The organism is Pantoea sp. IMH (genome assembly GCF_000599885.1).
In the GTDB taxonomy this organism is placed as follows: Bacteria; Pseudomonadota; Gammaproteobacteria; order Enterobacterales; family Enterobacteriaceae; genus Erwinia.
The window spans coordinates 444,585-464,154 of sequence record NZ_JFGT01000006.1 but is presented as its reverse complement, the minus strand read 5'-3'; the positions used below and the strand labels follow the sequence as shown (position 1 = coordinate 464,154).

Annotated in this window: 17 protein-coding genes; 3 read left to right on the top strand and 14 right to left on the bottom strand. The window is 57.9% G+C overall.

The window, feature by feature from the left end:
- The first annotated feature begins 96 nt into the window (after positions 1–96).
- The gene (gene nadE / locus EA20_RS0116615) at positions 97–924 is read left to right on the top strand and encodes an ammonia-dependent NAD(+) synthetase (RefSeq protein ID WP_024967898.1); all 828 of its coding nucleotides are present in this window, start codon (positions 97–99) and stop codon (positions 922–924) included.
- Positions 925–1,046: 122 nt separating this feature from the next.
- Positions 1,047–1,910 carry an excinuclease Cho gene (cho, locus tag EA20_RS0116610; RefSeq protein WP_024967897.1) on the top strand — a complete coding sequence of 288 codons (864 nt, stop codon included), beginning with the start codon at positions 1,047–1,049 and terminating at the stop codon, positions 1,908–1,910.
- A 75-nt stretch (positions 1,911–1,985) separates the two neighbouring features.
- Here the strand turns inward: cho and spy are convergent, their stop codons facing one another.
- The 8 genes from spy to EA20_RS0116570 all read right to left on the bottom strand — a co-directional run bounded on the left by spy (position 1,986) and on the right by EA20_RS0116570 (position 11,975).
- Entirely contained in the window at positions 1,986–2,474 is a 489-nt protein-coding gene (gene spy, locus EA20_RS0116605; protein ID WP_024967896.1) for an ATP-independent periplasmic protein-refolding chaperone Spy, read from the bottom strand.
- A gap of 306 nt (positions 2,475–2,780) precedes the next feature.
- Positions 2,781–3,773, bottom strand: coding sequence for a succinylglutamate desuccinylase (gene astE / locus EA20_RS0116600; RefSeq protein ID WP_024967895.1), 993 nt, complete (start codon positions 3,771–3,773; stop codon positions 2,781–2,783).
- 81 nt (positions 3,774–3,854) lie between these two features.
- Positions 3,855–5,183 carry an N-succinylarginine dihydrolase gene (astB, locus tag EA20_RS0116595; RefSeq protein WP_024967894.1) on the bottom strand — a complete coding sequence of 443 codons (1,329 nt, stop codon included), beginning with the start codon at positions 5,181–5,183 and terminating at the stop codon, positions 3,855–3,857.
- Complete coding sequence (astD, locus tag EA20_RS0116590) at positions 5,180–6,649, bottom strand: succinylglutamate-semialdehyde dehydrogenase (RefSeq protein WP_024967893.1); 1,470 nt, start codon at positions 6,647–6,649, stop codon at positions 5,180–5,182. The genes astB and astD overlap by 4 nt, the downstream gene beginning before the upstream one ends.
- Positions 6,646–7,680, bottom strand: coding sequence for an arginine N-succinyltransferase (gene astA / locus EA20_RS0116585; RefSeq protein WP_024967892.1), 1,035 nt, complete (start codon positions 7,678–7,680; stop codon positions 6,646–6,648). The genes astD and astA overlap by 4 nt, the downstream gene beginning before the upstream one ends.
- Positions 7,677–8,897 (bottom strand): aspartate aminotransferase family protein, encoded by a 1,221-nt coding sequence (locus tag EA20_RS0116580; RefSeq protein ID WP_024967891.1) that lies wholly within the window; start codon positions 8,895–8,897, stop codon positions 7,677–7,679. Before EA20_RS0116580 ends, astA begins: the two co-directional genes overlap by 4 nt.
- Positions 8,898–9,491: 594 nt before the next feature.
- Positions 9,492–10,397, bottom strand: a complete 906-nt coding sequence (locus EA20_RS0116575) for a bestrophin family protein (protein WP_024967890.1) — start codon at positions 10,395–10,397, stop codon at positions 9,492–9,494.
- A gap of 117 nt (positions 10,398–10,514) precedes the next feature.
- Positions 10,515–11,975 (bottom strand): YchO/YchP family invasin, encoded by a 1,461-nt coding sequence (locus EA20_RS0116570; RefSeq protein ID WP_024967889.1) that lies wholly within the window; start codon positions 11,973–11,975, stop codon positions 10,515–10,517.
- A gap of 395 nt (positions 11,976–12,370) precedes the next feature.
- On the opposite strand from EA20_RS0116570, the gene EA20_RS0116565 reads away from it, so the two are divergent.
- The gene (locus EA20_RS0116565) at positions 12,371–12,925 is read left to right on the top strand and encodes a YbhB/YbcL family Raf kinase inhibitor-like protein (RefSeq protein ID WP_024967888.1); all 555 of its coding nucleotides are present in this window, start codon (positions 12,371–12,373) and stop codon (positions 12,923–12,925) included.
- A 3-nt stretch (positions 12,926–12,928) separates the two neighbouring features.
- Here EA20_RS0116565 and EA20_RS0116560 read toward each other — a convergent pair whose 3' ends face one another.
- From EA20_RS0116560 to EA20_RS0116535, 6 genes are read right to left on the bottom strand one after another with little or no spacing between them, the layout of a single operon-like run.
- Positions 12,929–13,726 carry a glucose 1-dehydrogenase gene (locus EA20_RS0116560; RefSeq protein WP_024967887.1) on the bottom strand — a complete coding sequence of 266 codons (798 nt, stop codon included), beginning with the start codon at positions 13,724–13,726 and terminating at the stop codon, positions 12,929–12,931.
- Positions 13,716–15,251, bottom strand: coding sequence for an FGGY family carbohydrate kinase (locus EA20_RS0116555; protein ID WP_024967886.1), 1,536 nt, complete (start codon positions 15,249–15,251; stop codon positions 13,716–13,718). Before EA20_RS0116555 ends, EA20_RS0116560 begins: the two co-directional genes overlap by 11 nt.
- Complete coding sequence (locus EA20_RS0116550) at positions 15,244–16,311, bottom strand: ABC transporter permease (protein ID WP_024967885.1); 1,068 nt, start codon at positions 16,309–16,311, stop codon at positions 15,244–15,246. The genes EA20_RS0116555 and EA20_RS0116550 overlap by 8 nt, the downstream gene beginning before the upstream one ends.
- Positions 16,312–16,355: 44 nt before the next feature.
- The gene (locus EA20_RS0116545) at positions 16,356–17,906 is read right to left on the bottom strand and encodes a sugar ABC transporter ATP-binding protein (RefSeq protein ID WP_024967884.1); all 1,551 of its coding nucleotides are present in this window, start codon (positions 17,904–17,906) and stop codon (positions 16,356–16,358) included.
- On the bottom strand, positions 17,893–18,528 hold the full coding sequence (locus tag EA20_RS0116540; RefSeq protein WP_024967883.1) for a DUF2291 family protein: 636 nt from the start codon (positions 18,526–18,528) through the stop codon (positions 17,893–17,895). Before EA20_RS0116540 ends, EA20_RS0116545 begins: the two co-directional genes overlap by 14 nt.
- 55 nt (positions 18,529–18,583) lie before the next feature.
- The gene (locus tag EA20_RS0116535; protein ID WP_024967882.1) at positions 18,584–19,519 is read right to left on the bottom strand and encodes a D-ribose ABC transporter substrate-binding protein; all 936 of its coding nucleotides are present in this window, start codon (positions 19,517–19,519) and stop codon (positions 18,584–18,586) included.
- Positions 19,520–19,570 lie beyond the last annotated feature (51 nt).

Here is a 19,570-nt window from a genome sequence, read left to right as displayed (position 1 = left end):
ATTGAACCTTGTCGTTTTGCGTCCGGCACGTTAGTTTTAAAGCAGAGGTTTTCGCCCCTGCAGCCTGAAACAGGCACTGAATCTGAGGAGAGGTAAATGGCACTGCAACAGGAAATTATCGACGCGCTGGGCGTGAAGCCCACGATTGATGTTAAGCAAGAGATCCGCACCAGCGTGGATTTTCTAAAGTCCTATCTGACTGCCCATCCCTTTGTCCGTTCGCTGGTATTGGGTATCAGCGGCGGCCAGGATTCGACTCTGGCGGGCAAACTGAGCCAGATGGCCATCACCGAACTGCGTGAGGAGACCGGCAAAGCCGATTATCAGTTTATCGCCGTCCGCCTGCCCTATGGCATTCAGTCCGATGAGCAGGATTGTCAGGATGCGCTGAATTTCATTAAAGCCGATCGCGTCCTGACCGTGAATATTAAAGAAGCGGTACTTGCCAGTGAAAAAGCGCTGCGGGAAGCGGGTGTGGAACTCTCTGATTTTGTGCGCGGTAACGAGAAAGCCCGCGAGCGCATGAAGGCGCAGTACAGCATCGCCGGTATGACCGCTGGTCTGGTGGTCGGTACCGATCACGCCGCTGAAGCTCTTACCGGTTTCTTTACTAAGTATGGCGATGGCGGAACGGATATTAACCCTCTCTTTCGTCTGAACAAAGGTCAGGGCAAACAGCTTCTGAAAGCGCTGGGCTGCCCTGAACATCTCTATCTCAAGCATCCTACAGCAGATCTTGAGGATGACCGCCCTGGCCTGCAGGATGAAGTCGCGCTTGGCGTCACCTACGAGATGATTGACCAGTATCTGGAAGGAAAAACTGTGGATGAATCTGCGGCAAAAACCATCGAGGGCTGGTATCTGAAAACGGAACATAAACGTCGTCCGCCGGTCACCGTGTTTGACGATTTCTGGAAAAGATAACCCCCTTCTAACTACTGGGCGGCGCTGGCCGCCCTTTTTTTAGCCGCGCTCGTCGCAGCGACGCTTTTTTATGCAGCGCACGCCTGTTACACTGTATAAGTAAACAGTAACCGGAGTACAAAGTGGTCAGACGCGTCGTCTCTCACCGCCTGGAGTTTGAACCGGCGGCAATCTATCAGTATCCCGAACATCTTCGGCCTTCGCTTGAAGGGCTTCCTGCTCTGCCTGGCGTCTATATTTTCCATGGCGAAAGCGAAACGATGCCGCTCTATATTGGTAAAAGCGTCAATCTGCGCAGCCGGGTCATGTCGCACTTCCGTACCGCGGATGAAGCAAAAATGCTGCGCCAGGCCAGGCACGTCACCTGGATCACCACCGCTGGCGATCTCGGCGCGCTGCTGCTGGAAGCACAGATGATCAAAGTGCAGCAGCCGCTGTTTAATAAACGACTGCGTAAAAATCGCCAGCTCTGTTCGCTGCATATCAGCCAACACAAGCCCAGCGTGGTTTACGCCAAAGAGGTCGATTTTTCCCACACACCTAATCTGTTTGGTCTCTATGCCAGCCGCCGTGCGGCGCTGGAAAAGCTCCAGACCATCGCCGATGAGGAGCGTCTCTGCCTGGGATTACTGGGGCTGGAGAGCCTGGGTAAAAACCGCCCCTGCTTCCGGGCGAGTCTTGGGCGCTGCGCCGGGGCCTGCTGCGGCAGAGAGCCGGTTGAAGATCACCATCAGCGTCTGATGGATGCGCTTGAGCGCGTCAGAGTGATGTGCTGGCCGTGGGAAGGTGCGGTGGGCGTGGTGGAAGAAGGCAGCAGCCAGACGCAGATTCATGTCATCAATAACTGGTTTTATCTTGGCTCGGTGAGCGAACTGGCGGAGGCACGCCATCTTACCTCCACCCCTAAGGGCTTTGACAGCGACGGCTACAAAATCCTCTGCAAACCTGTTCTGAGTGGCAAATACCCCATCATTCCGCTTTACTGAATCACACAAAAAACCGCCGGCGCTGCCCGGGCTTCCCTGAGCAGCGCCGGCGGTCTCTGCCGGTGGCGTTAAACCTTATTCTTCACTTTCCATCATTTTGCCAGGATGATGCGGCTTTTCCGTCAGACGCTTGTCAAAGTTCGCGTTAAACTGCTTTTTCTGCTCCGCGGTCAGCACGTTATAGAGCTTATTCTGCGTCTCCATCATTTTGAGCGCACGTTCTTTACCATCCGCGCTCATCCGGGTCGCCTCAGCCTCCGCTTTTGCCTGATCGAAGCTGTCAGAGGCGATAATGCTGTGCATCGCACGGCGCGATTCCAGCGAAGGACGTTTCATGTCCTTGTGCGCTTCCTGCATGATAGTGCGCATCTGCGTTTTCTGTGCATCGGTCAGATTAAGCCCTTTAAACATGCCATGCATACCGCCGTGGCGGGGCGGCTTATGCATCTCAGCTTTCTCTGCGCCTGCCGGTGCCGGCGTGATGTTATCTGCTGCCGCATGAACAATGTTCGCCGCGCCCATAGCCAGAGTCATAGCCATAACGATTGAGGTCAATTTACGCATAATCATCTCCTTCCTGTTTTTTTCGGTAGCGACCTTATGTCGCGATGTCGGAAACAAGTTTATTGTGCTGAACGTCAAGTACCCAGAGGGTGAGTAAAGCCCTGAAAGCATAAAAGATGAAATGCAGCCAATCATGGAGAGAATGCGAAGAATTGCGTGAGGAAATGCTAATAAATATGAATTTAAGAGGATTAATGCAGGAATTGTGGAGGAGTGTAATGCAGCCGGCAGGATTGGGAAAGGGAATTGTCAGGACCATGTGGGCCAGAATGCCGCATCCCTACGGCAACGTCTGATAAAGGATGCTCAGCTCAGCGCCTCATTATGCTGGTTATCCTCTACCAGCATCAGTCCGGCGCGCTGCCCTGTCGCCACAGCAGGATTGGGAAACAGGACGTACTCCCTGGCCTGCTGCACAAAATAGCGTTTGCTGCCATCCTCAGCCAGCAGCGTTCCCTGCGGGAAGGCGGTGAAATTGAGTGTTTCATTACTCATATGCAGCCGGAACGCTTCCGACCCGCGGGTGATCTGCTGTGAAACCCGATAGCGTTGCGGCGCCTCTGCTGGCGCAGGCAGCGTACTGCCATCCAGCAGCGCGGCCAGCGCATCACGAGCCGCTGAAAACAGGCTGAGATCGTTGGCGCCAAAAGGCTGCGCCTTGCCCAGCTCCAGGGTGCAGCTTGCCGCCTGAAAATGCTGCGAGCTGTAATGGGTAAAGGTGCCGCCAGGCGCCCGGTGAAACACCAGCGCTTCCAGCCCGGCACAGGCGAGCCACTGCATGAACGGCTCCGGCCAGGGCGTCTCTCGCTGTGGCAGCACGCCAAACCGGCAATGGTAAGAACCGCGGATGGCGGTATGCAGATCGAGATGCCAGCGCACCTCATCGCCATCGCCCGACGCCCAGAACGTTTCCAGCGCCTGCTCCAGCCGCCAGGCGCGGCGGGCCTCAGAGCAATCTTCATGCTGCTGCCAGCGACCACCGAACAGCCGGTTCACGTCGATGCTGCGGTACCGTTTATTCTCACGGAGTGCGGCAGGGTTGCCATAGATAACCAGAAGACGGGGGATCAACGGCTGCCCCCCCGCCAGTAGCTGGCTGACCAGCGCGTTGAGTATCTCCACCGGCGCCGTTTCGTTGCCATGGATCCCGGCGGAAATCACCACCGCCTGCGCGCTGCAGGTATGAGGCGTCATCTCCAGAATCCCCTCATCGAGCCACTGCCATTGCAGATGATCGTTACTGCCGGAGAGCGAGTCGGGCTGTCCGCCGCTGAGGGTGAGCTTAAGTAAATCCTGCATGCTTTCTCCTTGTTGCGGATGCGTTTCCCTGGCCGGCAGACAAACCAGCCACAGGGGCCGTCAGGCGCTTTTTATCCGTTTCTACTGCTGAAAAGGATAAACATTCCCTAAGTTTAGCAGCTTAGTCAGCTCATCCAGCGCTTCCCTTCCCTCCTGCAGCAACAGCGGGTCGGCAAGGTCATGCTGCGACAGACGATCGCGATAATGTCGCTCAACCCACTCATTCAGGGTGGCGAACAGCCGGTCGTTCATCATCACCGCAGGATTGACCGCCGCGCGCTCAGCCTCATTCAGCACCACGCGCAGCCGCAGGCAGGCAGGCCCGCCGCCATTACACATGCTTTCACGCAGATCAAACACCTTCAGCTCATCAATCGCACCACCGCTTTCGACCAGATTGCTGAGATAGCGCCATACGCCACTGTGCTTACGCGCTTCCTCAGGCAGAACCAGCCGCATTTTCCCGTCGGGTTTGCTGAGAAGCTGGCTGTTAAAAAGATAGGTCGATACCGCGTCTGCCACGCTAACCTCGCTGTCCGGCACCTCAATCAGCGTGAAGCCCGGCACTTTGGCAGAGAGTGTTTTAACCAACTCTGCCTGATTAAGGAAAGCCAGTTCATGGCAAAAAAGCACCTGCTCGTTGCTGACGGCGATAACGTCATTATGAAATACGCCCTGATCGATCACCGCCGGGTTTTGCTGGGCAAACAGCGTTCTCTCCGGATCGAGCTGGTGCAGCCTTGCAACAGCCTCGCTGGCCTCCAGCGTCTGACGCGCCGGGTAACGGGCCGGGACCAGTCCGCTGTGGCGGTCGTCGCGCCCATAAACAAACAGTTCCACGCCGGGTTCACCGTGCTGGCCACAAAAGCGATTATGGTTAGCCGCGCCTTCGTCCCCAAACAGCGCGACCTGAGGCAGCGCATCGTGAACGGCAAAATAGTGCGGATCGCGAAAAACCGCCCGCAGCAGCGCGGTTGTGGTCGGCGCTTCCGAGGCGCGGTGAAATTTGTTATTCAGGTTGGCGACCGTCAGGTGAACGCGTCCGTCAGCGCTGTCAGCAGAAGGAGAGACAGTGGCGGCATTCGCCACCCACATGGCCGAGGCGGAGCTGGCGGCTGAAAGCAGCTGCGGTGCCTGGCGGGCTGCTTTCTCAACGACCTGTGCATCCGTTCCGCTGAAGCCAATCTGACGCAGCGCCGCCACGTTGGGTCGCTCATGAGGCGGTATCACCCCCTGCAGATAACCGAGATCGGCCAGCGCCTTCATTTTCATCAGCCCCTGCTGCGCCGCCAGCTTTGGGTTGGAAAGCTGATGCTGATGGCGGGTAGAGGCTTCATTACCAAAGGAGAGACCGGCATAGTGGTGAGTCAGGCCAGGCAGCCCGTCGAAATTCGCTTCAAAGGTATTCACCGCTCCTCTCCTGTCTCGCTAAAGTCCAGCCCGGGGGAAAGTGTGGCAGGCAGGGCAAGGCTGGCCGAGGCCAGCGAGGCCATCGGCCATGCACAGTAGTCGGCGGCGTAGAAGGCGCTGGCGCGATGATTACCCGAGGCGCCGATGCCGCCAAAAGGTGCGCTGCTCGCCGCGCCGGTAAGCGGTTTATTCCAGTTTACAATGCCCGCCCGGGCCTCGATCAACAGGCGATCAAAAAGATCGGACTGAAGGGAGATTAGCCCGCAGGAAAGGCCGTAGCGGGTCGCATTGGCCAGCCGCAGCGCCTCATCAAAATCGTCATAGCGGATCACCGTGAGCAGCGGCCCAAACACCTCTTCATCCGGCACGTTGCGCAGACGGGTTACATCAATAATACCCGGCGTCAGCAGCGCGCTGTTCCGCTCAGGCCAGCGCATCGGCAGCAGTACTTTACCGCCAGCATCCACTCTTGCGAGCCATTCGCTGTAGATGCGCTCGGCTGCCTGAACGGAGATAACGCTGCCCATAAAGGGCTGCGGTTCATCGTCCCAGCGTCCGGTACGAATTTTACCCGCCACTTCCACCAGCCTCGCCAGGAAAGCATCCCCGGCGGCACCGCGTTTAACCAGCAACCGCCGCGCGCAGGTACAGCGCTGGCCGGCCGTAATAAAAGCGGACTGCACGGCGATATTTACCGCCGCGTCGATCTCTTCGAAGTCTTCAACGATTAAGGCGTTATTACCCCCCATCTCCAGCGCCAGCATCTTCTCCGGCTGGCCGGCAAATTGGCGGTGCAGCTGATAGCCCGTTGCCGCGCTGCCGGTAAACAGTAAGCCGTCAATCTCAGAATGCTGCGCCAGCCATTGTCCGGTGGCGCGCGCGCCCTGCAGCAGGTTAAGCACGCCCTGAGGTAAACCGGCGCTCTGCCATAGCTGGACAGTCTTCTCTGCGGTGCCGGGCGTCAGTTCGCTTGGCTTAAATACCAGGGTATTCCCTGCCAGCAATGCCGGCACGATATGGCCGTTTGGCAGATGCCCCGGAAAATTATAGGGCCCGAAAACCGCCATCACTCCATGTGGACGGTGACGCAGGGAGCTTTCTCCGTCACTGGTTTCACCGGTGCGCGTATGATAGGCCTTTACCGAGATCGCCACTTTATTGATCATCGCCTGCACTTCCGTTTGCGCCTCCCAGCGCGGCTTGCCGGTTTCGCGGGCGATAATGACCGTCAAATCTTCGCGGTTCTGCTCCAGCAGCGTGGCAAACTTTTCCGCTATCTGTTGACGTTCACTGAAGGAGAGACGCGCCCAGGCCGGAAATGCCGCACGTGCCGCTTCACACGCCGAGGCGACCTGGCCGCTACTGGCCGCGTTGCCCTGCCAGAGAAGTTCGCCGCTGACCGGATCGCTTTTTGTGACGTTGTCACCTGCGCCGGTGACCCATTGTCCATTGATATAGTGCGTCATGCTTTATTCTCCTCACAGTTCAGGGTTACCACACGCAGGGTATCGCCCGGTATACAACCTAACATCGTCGCCTCTGCCTGAGTGATAATCAGCGTATCGGCTTGCGGATCGCCCTGGATCACCGCCGAGCGAAACGTCTCATAGCGCTCGTTGGCCACCAGGCAGAGCGGCAGCGTCCTGTCCTGCTGCTCACCCAGCTCCGCCCGCATCAGCCTGCTCTGCCGCACGGCCCGCACCTGGTCGATATCGCACTCGAGCGTAGGCCCACCGTCAAAAATGTCGACGTAATTCATATAGCGAAACCCTTCCGCTTCCAGCACGGCGCGTGCGGGTGAAGTCTGGCAATGCGTTTCGCCAATCACGGCCTGTGCTTCTGCTGAAAGGTAATTAATATAGAGAGGATGTTTCGGCATCAGCTCGGCGATAAAGGCTTTCTGTCCGGTGCCGCAGAGGTAGTCCGCCTCGCTGAAAGACATGGAAAAAAAGCGGCTGCCGACGCTTTCCCAAAAGGGAGAGTGTCCTTTCTCATCGCTGACGCCACGCATTTCAGCCACCAGTTTCTGCGTGAAGCGGTCGCGAAAGGCCGCGATAAACAGAAAGCGGGATTTAGAGAGCAGATAGCCGTTTTTACCGTTGCGGTAGTCAGGGTCGAGAAAGAGCGTACAGAGTTCGCTGCTGCCAGTATGGTCATTACTGAGGGATAGCGTCGGCAGGATGTTATAGACATTAAGCTCCCGCGAAGCGTGAACCTGGGTGCCAACGCGAAAATTGTACCAGGGGTCCTGCAATCCGACCGCCACTTCAATGGCGCAGATGCCTACGGCTTTGCCACTGTCACACTCCTCAAGCACGAACACATACCCTTGCTCCGCCCGCGGCAGTTTTCCCTGCCAGGTCTGAATGGAGCGGTCGATGCGGGCTGCCAGGGTGGCGCTGTCGACAGGCAACGATGTTAAGCCGCCGCCGGTTTTTTCAGCCAGTGCCAGCAGCTGCGCAAGATCGTCACGCTCAACGGGACGGATTACCATCATACTTTCGCTCCTTCCGTTACCGTCCGGCAAGCCCGCTCGAAGCGCGCCAGTCCCTCGCGGATTTCCGCTTCACTGATAATCAGCGAAGGGGCAAAACGGATCACGCTGGCACCAGCAATCAGGACCATCAGCCCCTCTTTTGCCGCCGCCAGGCTGAAGGCTTTAGACTGGCCGCTGTAATCCTGATTCAACACGCAGCCAATCAGCAGGCCCAGTCCGCGAATTTCGCTAAAAATATGCAGCCGCTGATTGATCTCGTTCAGCGCTTCAACAAACCAGCGATGACGCTCATCAACACCCTGCAGTACCTCGGGACGGTTTATCAGTTCCATCACTTTGCCGCCTACCGCCCCCGCCAGCGGATTACCGCCGTAGGTGGTGCCATGGGTACCCACGCCAAGCGAGCGGGCATAGTTTTCGGTGGTGAGCATAGCGCCCATCGGGAATCCGCCGCCCAGCGCTTTGGCGGTGGTCAGCACGTCAGGCGTCACGCCGTAATGCATATAGGCATAAAGCGAACCGGTTCGACCGACACCGCTCTGCACTTCATCAAAAATCAGCAAAGCCTGATGTTTGTCGCACAGGTCGCGCAGGCCGCGCAGAAAGTCCGGCTCAGCGGGAACCACGCCGCCTTCACCCTGGATCGGCTCCACAATAACCGCACAGGTGCTGTCATTGATCAGCGCCGCGGCTGAGGCGAGGTCGTTATAAACCGCATGGTGAATATCCCCCGGAAGCGGCGCAAAATCAGCGGAGTAGGCTGGCTGGCCGCCTGCCGAGACGGTAAAAAGCGTGCGCCCATGAAAGGCATTCTTAAAGGCCACGATGCCGCTTTTCGCTGCGCCTGCGCCATCATGGGCCACTTTACGGGCCAGCTTCAGCGCCGCCTCGTTGGCTTCCGCCCCGGAATTGCAGAAAAATGCCCGGTCGGCGAAGGTGGCGTCGATCAGCTGTTTAGCCAGTTTCAAGATCGGCTTATTGGTGTAGCCATTACCGGTATGCCAGAGCAGACCCGCCTGCTCCACCAGCGCCTGCTGCAGTGCGGGATGCGCGTGGCCCAGCGCATTAACGGCAATGCCACCGGCAAAATCGATGTAGCTTCTGCCCTGATCGTCCCAGAGCGTGGACCCTTCAGCCCTGACGGGAATAAAACTGGCGGGCGCATAGGTCGGAACGATCCAACGGTCAAAATCTTCACGGGTGACTTCAGATTGCATAACGGCCTCTTCGGACTGCGCGCTGGCAGGTAAATTTCAGGTTTAATTTATGTTAATAAAATGATTAATTTCATCCTCACTCTATGTTGCAGCGTTCATGCCAGCCAGCGAAAAAATTGCATAAACCCGGTCAGGCCACCTGATATCAATAAGTTAAAGCATAACGCTATGCATATTTAATGCATAAAAAGTGAATAATCATGACACGCCGCGGCTGTTCCGGCATAAAAAAGAGAAGAATTATGCAAAGGTAAAATAAAATATCGCTTTTGTGATCAAAGCCGGGATTAGGTATCAAAAAGAGGCAAAAAGCGCCCCCTTTCGGCGCAGCCTCCCCAAAATCGGTCAGCCGTCATCCTGGCGTCATCAATGGCGGTTTTACGGATAAATGACAGGCTTTCAGGCAGGAAGCTCTTACTTTAGCCAGCGGCACTGCGAAGCAGAGCAAGAAATGTGGCGCTCTTGTCTTGCTTCTGATGAGGGCTAGATATGGCTATTAGCCGCCGCTAAGTGCGTCACATCGCTGGTGTCGGAGCAGGCGCTCTTGCCATCCGGGATGCAGGCGGTGCGCCTGAGTGAAGGCGTACCTGCCGCTTACGTCAGGCGATAGAAGGCATCAGGAACGGGCGTCGCAGGCAGGTTGTGCTGGTTCATCATTTCCAGCAGATTGATCTCAATGTTGGTACACATGGCATCCATCGGCAGATGGTTGTTCGCATAGCCAAAAGGCATTTCCAGTTCTTCTGCCAGCGTATCCAGCGAGAGGAAGCTGTAGGAGATAAATACCGAGACCAGCGGCGTCATGTAATGGAGATCGGGCACCAGCGCGAAAGGCAGCAGCGTACAAAAGAGATAGACGGTGCGGTGCAGCAGCAGGCCGTAAGCAAAGGGAAGCGGCATACTGGCCAGGCGTTCGCATCCACCCAGCACCACAGAGAGTTGATGAATACTGTTATCAAGCTGCGTATAAACAACATCCGAAACTGCCCCGCTCCGCCGCTGTTCACTGAGCCACCGGGAGATTTTCATTTCAATCGCGTTGGTTCGCGCCCGCAGCGGCAGGATCTCCTCCGCCTCATCACCCAGATAACGGTGCAGATCCGCCCGTGCGTCGGTGTGACGCAGCTGATGCTTGAGGCTGTAGCAAAACGCCATCAGCAGCGCGGCGATACGCGGTCCGCTGGCAGGCGATATGGCCTCAACCTGCCGCTGGATGGTGCGACAGGCAATCAGCAACCCGCCCCAGAGCTGCCGTGCTTCAGTAAAGCGCGCATAGCAGACGCTGTTTCGAAATCCAAGGAAGATGGCGATGGAGACGCCCAGCAGGCTGAAAGGAGCCAGAGTAAGCCTGACGCCGAGGGTTTCGTACCATCCCAGTAATAAGATAGCGACGATGGAGATCAGCAAGTTAAGGCCGAGACGAAACAGAATGCCGGGCAGCACAGAGCCGTGCCAGGCAAACAGACGGATAAACCAGTGGCGATGCGGTCGGACGATCATGATGTGCAGGTGAGTCAGTTTTTTGCCGATTCTGGCAAATTCCGCGTCTGCTTCCCACTACTATTTTGTGAGTTTTATCACATTTATTTTTCCACGGCCGCTTGACAGTTTTCTGGTTTACGGGGTGGCGAGCGGTGCCATCAGGTTATACTCCGTGCTGCTTCCGGCGGGCAGGCTCACCGGCGGTGCCAGCTTCAGCGTTATCCAGTTTGAGGTGACGCGCTGATCGCGCTCATCCTCCAGCGTGACCGACAGCCGGTATTCATTGCTGGCCTCCGGTGAGCTGTCCCAGGCGGGGATAATAATGCTCCAGCCATGCGTGCTGGTATTGGTGGGGGGTGGCGTCAGGCTCAGCGCCCGGGTATCGCCCTGCCAGCTGATCGCCTTGATCGGGTTGGCATTGTAGATTTGAAGTTTCAGCGGCAGCGTTTCTCCCGGTTGCACCTGCCACGGTGGCGTGGCCAGGAATACCGAGAGCGTTTTACGCTGACGGAACTCCATCACCGGCGTATTGCTGCGGGCCACCGCGTCGTAGCGGGAGCCGCTCAGCGAGTGTGCAGCCGCAACGTTCTGCGCTGAGAGCTGCTTGCTCAGCGCCACGCCAATCCGGTAGTTCATTTTCAGGCCAAACTGATCCTGCGTCTCGCCGGTATCCGCCGTTTTATGGGAAGCGGTCAGGGTGAACAGCGGGACGGGAGTATAGCTGACCCCCAGTTTTACGGCGGAGGGATTGGTCGCCGACGAACCGCTGCTAAAGAGATCGACGTTTTTGCCAAGGTATTGCTCATAGCTCAGCGAGACGCCCAGCTGGCGGTAAAACGGCAAGTAGCCCTGCGTGGTAATGTCATAACCCCGCGCCATGCGCATCTGCGACGTGGCGTTGCGATTACGCCAGCCTGAGAGCGGCTGATAGTAGTTGGCGGAAAAGCGCAGGTAATCGCCCCAGGCCTCCGCGCCCAGCGAGCCACGCTGCTGTTCTGACTCAAACAGGCTGTCGATAAAGCCGTTATAGCCGAGCCGCCAGCCGCCCACCTGCCAGCGCTGGCCCAGTCCGGCGTTGCCCACCAGGCCGTAGTCGGTCTGCTCAAGCCCCAACTGACTGAAGGTCAGATAGTCGTAGTTATCCTGCCAGGGCGTGATCAGCTGTGCCGTGGTGCCGTTAAAGTTCCCTTCCGCGTCCACCATCAGCGAGAGATCCGCACGACCATAGGGTGACAATAGCTGCTGCGCCTCATCTTCCGCACGGCGGGTCGCCTCATCGCGGAACTGGGTAAACGCCCACTGGCTGGCCTGCTCCCCCAGCGAAATATCATCGTCGCTGTTCATGCTGGCTTCACCAATGCTTTTCACCGCCTCCGCGATACGCTTTTCCAGCGCCTGCGCCGCCGCATCGCTGTCGCCGCCTAACGCCGGAAGCTGGCTCTGAAGCTTAGTGAAGCGGGCGGGATCGTCGAACGGGGCGTCGGCAACGACGGTTTGCGTCGTCAGCGCCGAGGCGGAGCGCAGGCCGGGCAGCACCGTGATCAGGGCCGCCAGCAGGGCGCAATATGCGGGAGAGAGGGCGTTTAGTCTGCTCATAACCTTATAACGTGCCGTCAGGCAACCTGTTTTTTAGCTGAAAACGTAAGCGATCTCACAAAATTAGCGAAAGGTTACCTTAGCATAATTCAGCCCCCGACGGGCAACCCGTAACGGGGAAGCCGCTGGAACATGCTATCCGGCGGCAGGATGCAGGATGTTGGCATCAGAATAGTGAGATGTTGAGGCAGTGAGGGGGGAGATAATGAAATGCTGGCGTACTGGTGCGTTAAGAAACTGAGATGTTCAGGTGTTAGCCGGCAGTTGGCAGTTGGCAGTTGGCAGTTGGCAGTTGGCAGTTGGCAGTTGGCAGTTGGCAGTTGGCAGTTGGCAGTTGGCAAAGCAACAGGTTATCGTCCAGGCTGTTTGCAGGCCATTTAGTTAAGGGATACCCGATGAAGAAAATGCTGCTCTCTGTTTCACTGCTGCTCTGCGGCATCACCGCGGCGCAGGCCGCGCCCTCCGCATTTACGCTCAGCTCGTCTGATTTCAACGATAACGCCCTGCTGGACAAGAAATTTGCCGGCAACGCCGCCGGTAAACCCGCCTGTACGGGCGAGAATATCTCGCCGGCGCTGAGCTGGGCCAATCCCCCGGCGGGAACGCAAAGCTATGTGCTGACCATGGACGACCTGGTAGGCGCTAAAGGGCTGGGGGTAAACCATATGGTTGCCTATAACATACCGGCAGAACGCAGCCAGTTTGCGCAGGGCGATTTGACCAGGGGAACAGGTTATACCGGCGGAAAAAATAGTCCCGGCACCCTGCATTACTACGGTCCCTGCCCGCCCAAAGGCAGCGGCGTTCATCACTATAACTTTACCCTGATTGCCACCGATCTCCCGGCAAACGTGCTGGAGCATGGCCTGAACCGCGAGGCGCTACTGAACCGCCTGAAGGGACACGTGCTGGGGGCAACTGGCCTGATCGGACGGTTCGGCAACGACTGATGTTCAGGACATAATCAGACCACCATCCACATTAATGGTCTGTCCGGTGATGTAACGCGCATCATCGGACGCCAGGAAGGCGACCAGCCCGGCCACGTCCTGCGGCTGGCCCGCCCGCTTCAGCGGTATGCCCTCCACCCACTCCGCCATCAGTTCACCTTTACCATACTGCTTCCGCTCGCTGCTGAGAATTTCGCCCCACATCCTGTCGTTGTAGTCCCACATTTCGCTTTCGATAATGCCGGGACAGAAAGCGTTGACGGTAATATTCCAGGGCGCAAGCTCATGAGCCAGGCTCTGTGTGATGCCAATGACTCCCATTTTGCTGGCGGCATAGTGTGGCGTATAGATAAATCCCTGTCGCCCCTGGCCCGAAGAGGTATTGATCAGACTGCCTGACTGCTGTTTGACCATATACTTTGCCGCCTCCCGGCAGCAGAGCCAGACGCCAGTGGTATTCACGGCCAGCACTTTTTCAAAGTCTGCTTTCGGCATTTTATCGAAGGGCGCAATGGTGATAACACCCGCATTCTGTATGGAGACATCAATGGTGCCGAACTTTGCCGCGGCGCGGGCATAGAGATCGGCAACCTCCGCTTCATCGGTCACATCAGCCTGAACAGGCAGAATATCACCGCCCTCTTCCGCCTGTAGCCGCTCTGCGGTTTCAAACACGCGCCGATCGTTCGAGACCATCACCAGATTTGCGCCGTCACGGGCAAAGCGGGCCGCAATACCTGCGCCAATGCCACGACAGGCGCCGGTAATGACCACGGTTTTTCCCTGAAAATTACGGTTCATAGTTTTCTCCTTGGTTCAACGGGGTGGCGGGCTGCCAGAGCGTGCGGGCTACCGCCTCACGCCAGCCATGCCAGGATTGCTGTAGTTGCTGGTGCCGGGCCTCGTCCGGCAGCCAGATCTCATGTTCAGGCAGCAGCGTTCGCAGGCGATCCTCGCTGAGCTGTTCTGCGGCTTTACGGGCCAGCAGTCCTGCGCCAAGCGCGGAAAGTTCCGGCGTGCTGCTGCGGGCAACCGGACAGCCCAGCAGATCGGCCTGGAACTGCATCAGCCAGGGATTCTGCGTCGGGCCGCCGTCAACCATCAGCCTTTGCAGATGGAAGTCGGGATGCTGGCGCATCGCATGAATGACATCGGCTATCTGGTAGGCGATCGCCTCCAGCGCAGCGCGGATCAGATGGGCGGGCGTGACGCCCCGGCTCAGCCCGCTTATCACGCCCCGCGCCTGATCGTCCCACCAGGGCGCGCCGGTCCCGGTCAGTGCCGGAACGAAGTAAACGCCTAACGTAGACTCAACGCTGGCGGGCAGTTCGTGCAGCGCTCGCGCCAGCACCTGTCCCTTACCGTCAGTCAGGCCGGTCGCCTGCGCCATCCAGGCTACGCCGTCGCCGGTATGAGGAATGTTGCCTTCCAGGCCGTAAATCAGCTGGCTGCCATCATGCCAGGCGACAGTGGTGGCCAGCTCGGTAATGCTGGTATCGGGTGTCACCAGCGGCGCCATCACCGACGATCCGGTGCCGTAGGTCGCTTTAACGCCACCGGGTGCGCCCAGACCATGACCGTAGAGCGCCGCGTGAGAATCCCCAATCATCGCCATCACCGGCAGGCCATCAGGCACCCCTTCCAGACCCGACGTTGTGCCAAACAGACCACAGGAGGGATGAATATCGGGCAACGCGGCTCTGGGCAGGCCAAATAGTGCCAGCATTTCCGGATCCCAGTCGCCGGTCTGCAGGTTCAGCAGCTGGGTCCGCGCCGCATTCGAGGTGTCACAGCGGAACTGCCTGCCGCCGGTAAAGTGCCAGAGCAGCCAGGCATCAATGGTGCCCAGACAGATGTCGCCGTTTGCCGCTCTTGTCGTTCCCTGGGCGACGTTATCCAGTAGCCAGCGCATTTTGCTGGCGGAAAAGAGCGGCGCGATGGGCAGTCCGGTAAGGGTGCGGATCCGCGCTTCCTGCCCGTCGCGGCGCAGCCTGTCGCAAAATGCGGCCGTTCGCGAACATTGCCAGGTGAGCGCCGGTGCCAGCGGCTTGCCGTCTGACCGGCTCCATCCCATCACCGTTTCGCGCTGGTTACTGATCGCCAGCGCCGCCACCCGGTTCTCACCGACCGTCTGGATCACTTCCCGGAGCACGGTAAGCGACATGGTCAGCAGGGTCATACCATCCTGCTCCACCCAGCCCGGCTGCGGCGTGCTGACCGTCAGTGGCCGCGATGCTTTCGCCACCACCTGACCACGTGCGTCAATCGCCACTGCCTTGACGTTGCTGGTACCCTCGTCCAGCGCCACGATCACTTCTCTAGCCATGGGTAACCTCAGAGAGCGGCGCGGCCGCCTGCTTTTTTTCATGCCGACGCATTAACACCACCTTGCTCTGCAAACGCTGCTGGAACTGGTCAATGACCACGGCAGTCACGATCACCAGCCCTTTGATCACCATTTGCCAGAAATCACTGACGCCCATCATCACCATGCCGTCCGCGAGGAAAACAATCACAAACGCGCCGATAATTGATCCAGACACGCGTCCGCGACCACCAGCCAGCGCCGTTCCGCCCAGCACCGTCGCGCCGATAGCATCCATTTCGAACATATTGCCGGTCATCGGGTGTGCCGTTTGCAGCTGTGAGGCGACTACCAGGCCGACCAGCCCTGCACAGAGGCCAGAGAAGGCGTAGACGAAGATCTTTACCTTCACGATGGGCACACCCGCCAGACGCGCTGCCGACTCATTACCGCCGCTGGCGTAGATATAGCGTCCCAGCGGCGTTTTCCGGGTGATGTAAAGCCCCAGCAGCAGGAAAGCGACCATCAGCCAGATCGGAATATAGATGCCCAGCAGCGTGCCGGAACCGAGGAAGGCGAAGCCGGTATTGTTCAGCGCAGGCTCGCCCACCAGGTTAGCGTAGGTGCCGCCATTATTGAAAAGCAGCGCCGCGCCGCGTGCTATATACATCATCCCCAGCGTACAGATAAAGGGGGCTACGCCCAGCCGTGTAATCACCGTTCCGTTGATTAAACCGACAACAATGCCGAACAACGCCACAACCAGGATCACCTCAGGCACGTTCAGAAACAGAATATTGCCACCCCAGATGGGGATGCCGCTGGTCAGGAGCGCACCGGCGACCATGCCGCAGATCCCGGCGACCGCGCCGACGGAAAGATCGATGCCGCCGGTCAGGATCACCAGCGTCATACCGATCGCCAGAAGGCCGGTGATCGCCACATGCTGAGTCATAATCAGCAGGTTGGACGGGGTCAGAAAGTTCGGCACCATCACGCTGAAGAAGCCGATCACGATAAGCAGCGCAATAAAAGTGCGCGCCTTAAGCAGGTACATATAGAGCAGGTATTTCTGATTCATGGTGTGTTCCTCAACGTCCCTTGCGGGAGGGAGCAAATGCCTGATTAATCGTGCGGCGTGGAGGCGACGATCAGTTTTTCCCGCGTCGCGTCTTTCCGGGTTAAATCGGCGGTAATTTTTCCATCCGCCATCACCAGAACGCGGTCGGCCAGCGCCATCACCTCATCCAGTTCCGAGGAGGAGAACATTACGGCCAGCCCTTCGCGGGCCATGGAACCGATCAGGTGATAAACATCCGTTTTGGCACCGACATCAATGCCGCGGGTGGGTTCGTCAAGCAGGACCACTTCTGGCCGGGTCATCAGCGCTTTACCCAGCACCACTTTTTGCTGGTTGCCGCCGCTCAGCGAGGTGATCGGCAGCTCCGCGTCACTGACTTTTATCGCCAGCCGCTGGATCATCTGATTAACGCTCTCTTCCTCCTGCTGCGGACGCAGCGGAGCAAGCGCCCGGCGAAATCCTTTCAGGCTTAAATCACTGAGGGTCATATTGGTCCGGATGGACATCAGTTCGATCACCCCTTCGCCTTTACGATCCTCCGGGACCAGCGCCAGCCCTTTTTTCAGCCGGTACTGGAAGTTGCGCCCCGCCAGCGGCTCCCCGTTAAGGCTGACGCTGCCGCTCTGACAGGCCATCAGGCCGATCATCCCTTTGAAAAGTTCGGTACGTCCCGCGCCCAGCAAGCCGTATATACCAATCACCTCGCCCTTGCGCAGGCTGAACGAGATGTCATTGAGCTTATAGCCGCCGTTCTGTGCCAGCGCGGTCAGGCCGCTGACCTCAAGTACCGTTTCATGCTGTTCAGCCGCCTGATAATCAAAGTGCTTTTTCTTGTCGCCTACCATCTGCTCAATGATCCAGGGCACGCTGGCGTCGCGCACATCGCGCTCACAGATAAAACGGCCATCGCGGAAAATCGTGATGTGGTCACCTATCTCCATCAGCTCCTCAAGGCGGTGCGAGATATAGATGATGGTGACACCCCGCCGCTTCAGCGCTTCAATCACGTTAAAGAGGATCTTAACTTCTGACTGGCTGAGCGCGGAGGTAGGCTCATCCATGATCAGCACGCGGGTGTCCTTGGAGAGCGCGCGGGCAATCTCCACCAGCTGCTGGTGGCCGATCCCCAGCTCATTCAGCGCCGCATAGGGGTCCACATCCAGCTCCAGCCGTTCAAGCAGCGCTCTGGCCAGCTGGTACTGATATTTCTCATTAATTCTCCCGCGCTGAAAAAACTCGTTGCCGATAAAAATGTTGTCCATCACATTCATATTGGGAAAGAGGTTCAGCTCCTGGAAAATAATGCTGATACCGTGTTTCTCCGCCTGCTGCGTCGACCCCAGCGTGACCGGCTCGCCATCCAGCAGGATCTGGCCCGAGGAAGGCACCTCCACGCCGGCCAGCAGCTTCATCATGGTGGACTTGCCCGCGCCGTTTTCGCCAATCAGGACGTTAACCTTGTTGCGGTAAACCCGGTAATTCACCTGATCGAGCGCGGTGACGCCCGGATAGAGCCGCGATACGTTGCGGGTTTCGATAATGACTTCCGGCTGGTCGCTGACCGGCGTCAGGTTGTCGGCTTCACTGTGCACCATTGTCACCACCTCCCTCTCGCACCACGCGCACCGGCGTGATATCTGGCGCGCGCTGCGGCAGATCCCAACTGCTGAACACGCCGTTCACCTCTACCCGGTCACCCACTTTCGGCTGCAGTTTTTCGATTTCGTCAGCGGCCAGCGCATTGATAGCTTTGCCATAATCGCCAAACAACACCTGATCGTTGAAATCCTGATAGCTCGCGCCCCGATAGGCATCACGCAGCGCGGTGCCGCGAATGATTGGACCGATCTGTACTTTCACCGTCTGGCCGTCGACCTGTTTCAGCGTCATTTTTCCACTGCGGGAAGTGGTATTGACCTCTGTCACGGTTCCCGCCACCTTTACGCTGAAGACGCAGGGGTTCTCAGCCTGGCTGCGGTAGCCCAGCTGCTGACAGGCGCTGTCGACATCTTTTGCCGCCGCCAGCGCCTGCATCAGTTCATTAAGCGGTCTGGCCTCGCTAACTACCTGCGGGACGATTTTGCTGGCGTAAACGCTGCTGACATCCGCCAGATGAGGATTAGGGGGATTTTTCAGATCGGCCAGCTCCTGCTGGGAGACGATGCGGCAGCCGCCGAGCAGTAACAGTGTCGTTGCCAGCCAGATTCGCCTGGTCATAACGCTTCTCCTTCGCGCCTCCGCCTGGAGGCGCCAGTGTCGTGAGGGTTATCCGTCAGGATTTGAAATTGAAATCCTGCACCTTGCTGGCGTTCTGTTGATCGATCAGAATGCCGCGGAACATCACGCGCTGTTTGGCCGGGCTGGTGCCTTTCTGAATGTAGTTGTCGAGATCGGTGACGCCCTGAGCGGCAATCGCCTGGGCCTGGAGCATGACGGTCGCCTTAAGCGTTCCCGCCTTAACCGCGTCACGCTCCTCGTTGCTGCCGTCAATGCCGACCACGATCACATCATCGCGTCCCGCCGCTTTCAGCGCGGCGATAGCGCCCAGCGCCACCGGACCGTTGCCGCAAATAACACCTTTCACGTCAGGGTGCGCCTGTAAAATGCTGTCCATAATGCGTTTGCCATCGATCAGGGTGCCTTTGGCATCCTGTTTCGCCACGCTCTGCATATCGGGGTACTGATCGAGCACCTGATGGAAAGATTTGGAGCGGGTCACGCAGTTATTGTCCGCCAGATTGCAGGTCAGCTCGGCGTATTTGCCCTGCTCGCCCATTTTCTCAACGAAGACGTTCGCCACGTCGGAACCGGCCTGGAAGTTGTTATGGGTGATCTGCGCCAGCGCCACGTCATCGACCGGGATTTCGCGGTTAATCAGCACCACGGGAATACCTGCGTCTTTCGCCTTTTTTATCGCCGCCACGCTGGCGGTGGAGTCAGCGTTATCGAGAATAATTCCCTGTACCTTTTTACCGATCGCGGCATCGATCAGTTCGCTCTGTTTTTTCACATCTTCCCCGTGGGAAAGCACCGTGGTTTTATAGCCCAGCGCCTGAGCCTGGGTATTGGCCCCTTTGGCTTCGGAAGCGTAATAAGGGTTATCCAGCGAGTTCACCAGGATCATAATGGTGCCTTTCTCTGCGGCCAGCACCGCAGGTGAGAAAACGCAGGCTGTGGCAAGGGCTAACAACGTTAAACGGATTTTCATAAGATGTTCTCTCTCTCTGTTGTTATCGGTTTTGTAGGGTACGACACGAGC

Coding starts and splice junctions, on each gene's coding strand:
- nadE (WP_024967898.1), top strand. CDS start 97: ATGGCACTGCAACAGGAAATTATCGACGCGCTGGGCGTGAAGCCCACG.
- EA20_RS0116560 (WP_024967887.1), bottom strand. CDS start 13,726: ATGAACCGTAATTTTCAGGGAAAAACCGTGGTCATTACCGGCGCCTGT.
- EA20_RS0116540 (WP_024967883.1), bottom strand. CDS start 18,528: ATGACCAGGCGAATCTGGCTGGCAACGACACTGTTACTGCTCGGCGGC.
- EA20_RS0116565 (WP_024967888.1), top strand. CDS start 12,371: ATGAAGAAAATGCTGCTCTCTGTTTCACTGCTGCTCTGCGGCATCACC.
- astA (WP_024967892.1), bottom strand. CDS start 7,680: ATGATGGTAATCCGTCCCGTTGAGCGTGACGATCTTGCGCAGCTGCTG.
- EA20_RS0116535 (WP_024967882.1), bottom strand. CDS start 19,519: ATGAAAATCCGTTTAACGTTGTTAGCCCTTGCCACAGCCTGCGTTTTC.
- EA20_RS0116545 (WP_024967884.1), bottom strand. CDS start 17,906: ATGGTGCACAGTGAAGCCGACAACCTGACGCCGGTCAGCGACCAGCCG.
- EA20_RS0116580 (WP_024967891.1), bottom strand. CDS start 8,897: ATGCAATCTGAAGTCACCCGTGAAGATTTTGACCGTTGGATCGTTCCG.
- spy (WP_024967896.1), bottom strand. CDS start 2,474: ATGCGTAAATTGACCTCAATCGTTATGGCTATGACTCTGGCTATGGGC.
- astD (WP_024967893.1), bottom strand. CDS start 6,649: ATGACGCACTATATCAATGGACAATGGGTCACCGGCGCAGGTGACAAC.
- EA20_RS0116555 (WP_024967886.1), bottom strand. CDS start 15,251: ATGGCTAGAGAAGTGATCGTGGCGCTGGACGAGGGTACCAGCAACGTC.
- astE (WP_024967895.1), bottom strand. CDS start 3,773: ATGCAGGATTTACTTAAGCTCACCCTCAGCGGCGGACAGCCCGACTCG.
- EA20_RS0116575 (WP_024967890.1), bottom strand. CDS start 10,397: ATGATCGTCCGACCGCATCGCCACTGGTTTATCCGTCTGTTTGCCTGG.
- EA20_RS0116550 (WP_024967885.1), bottom strand. CDS start 16,311: ATGAATCAGAAATACCTGCTCTATATGTACCTGCTTAAGGCGCGCACT.
- EA20_RS0116570 (WP_024967889.1), bottom strand. CDS start 11,975: ATGAGCAGACTAAACGCCCTCTCTCCCGCATATTGCGCCCTGCTGGCG.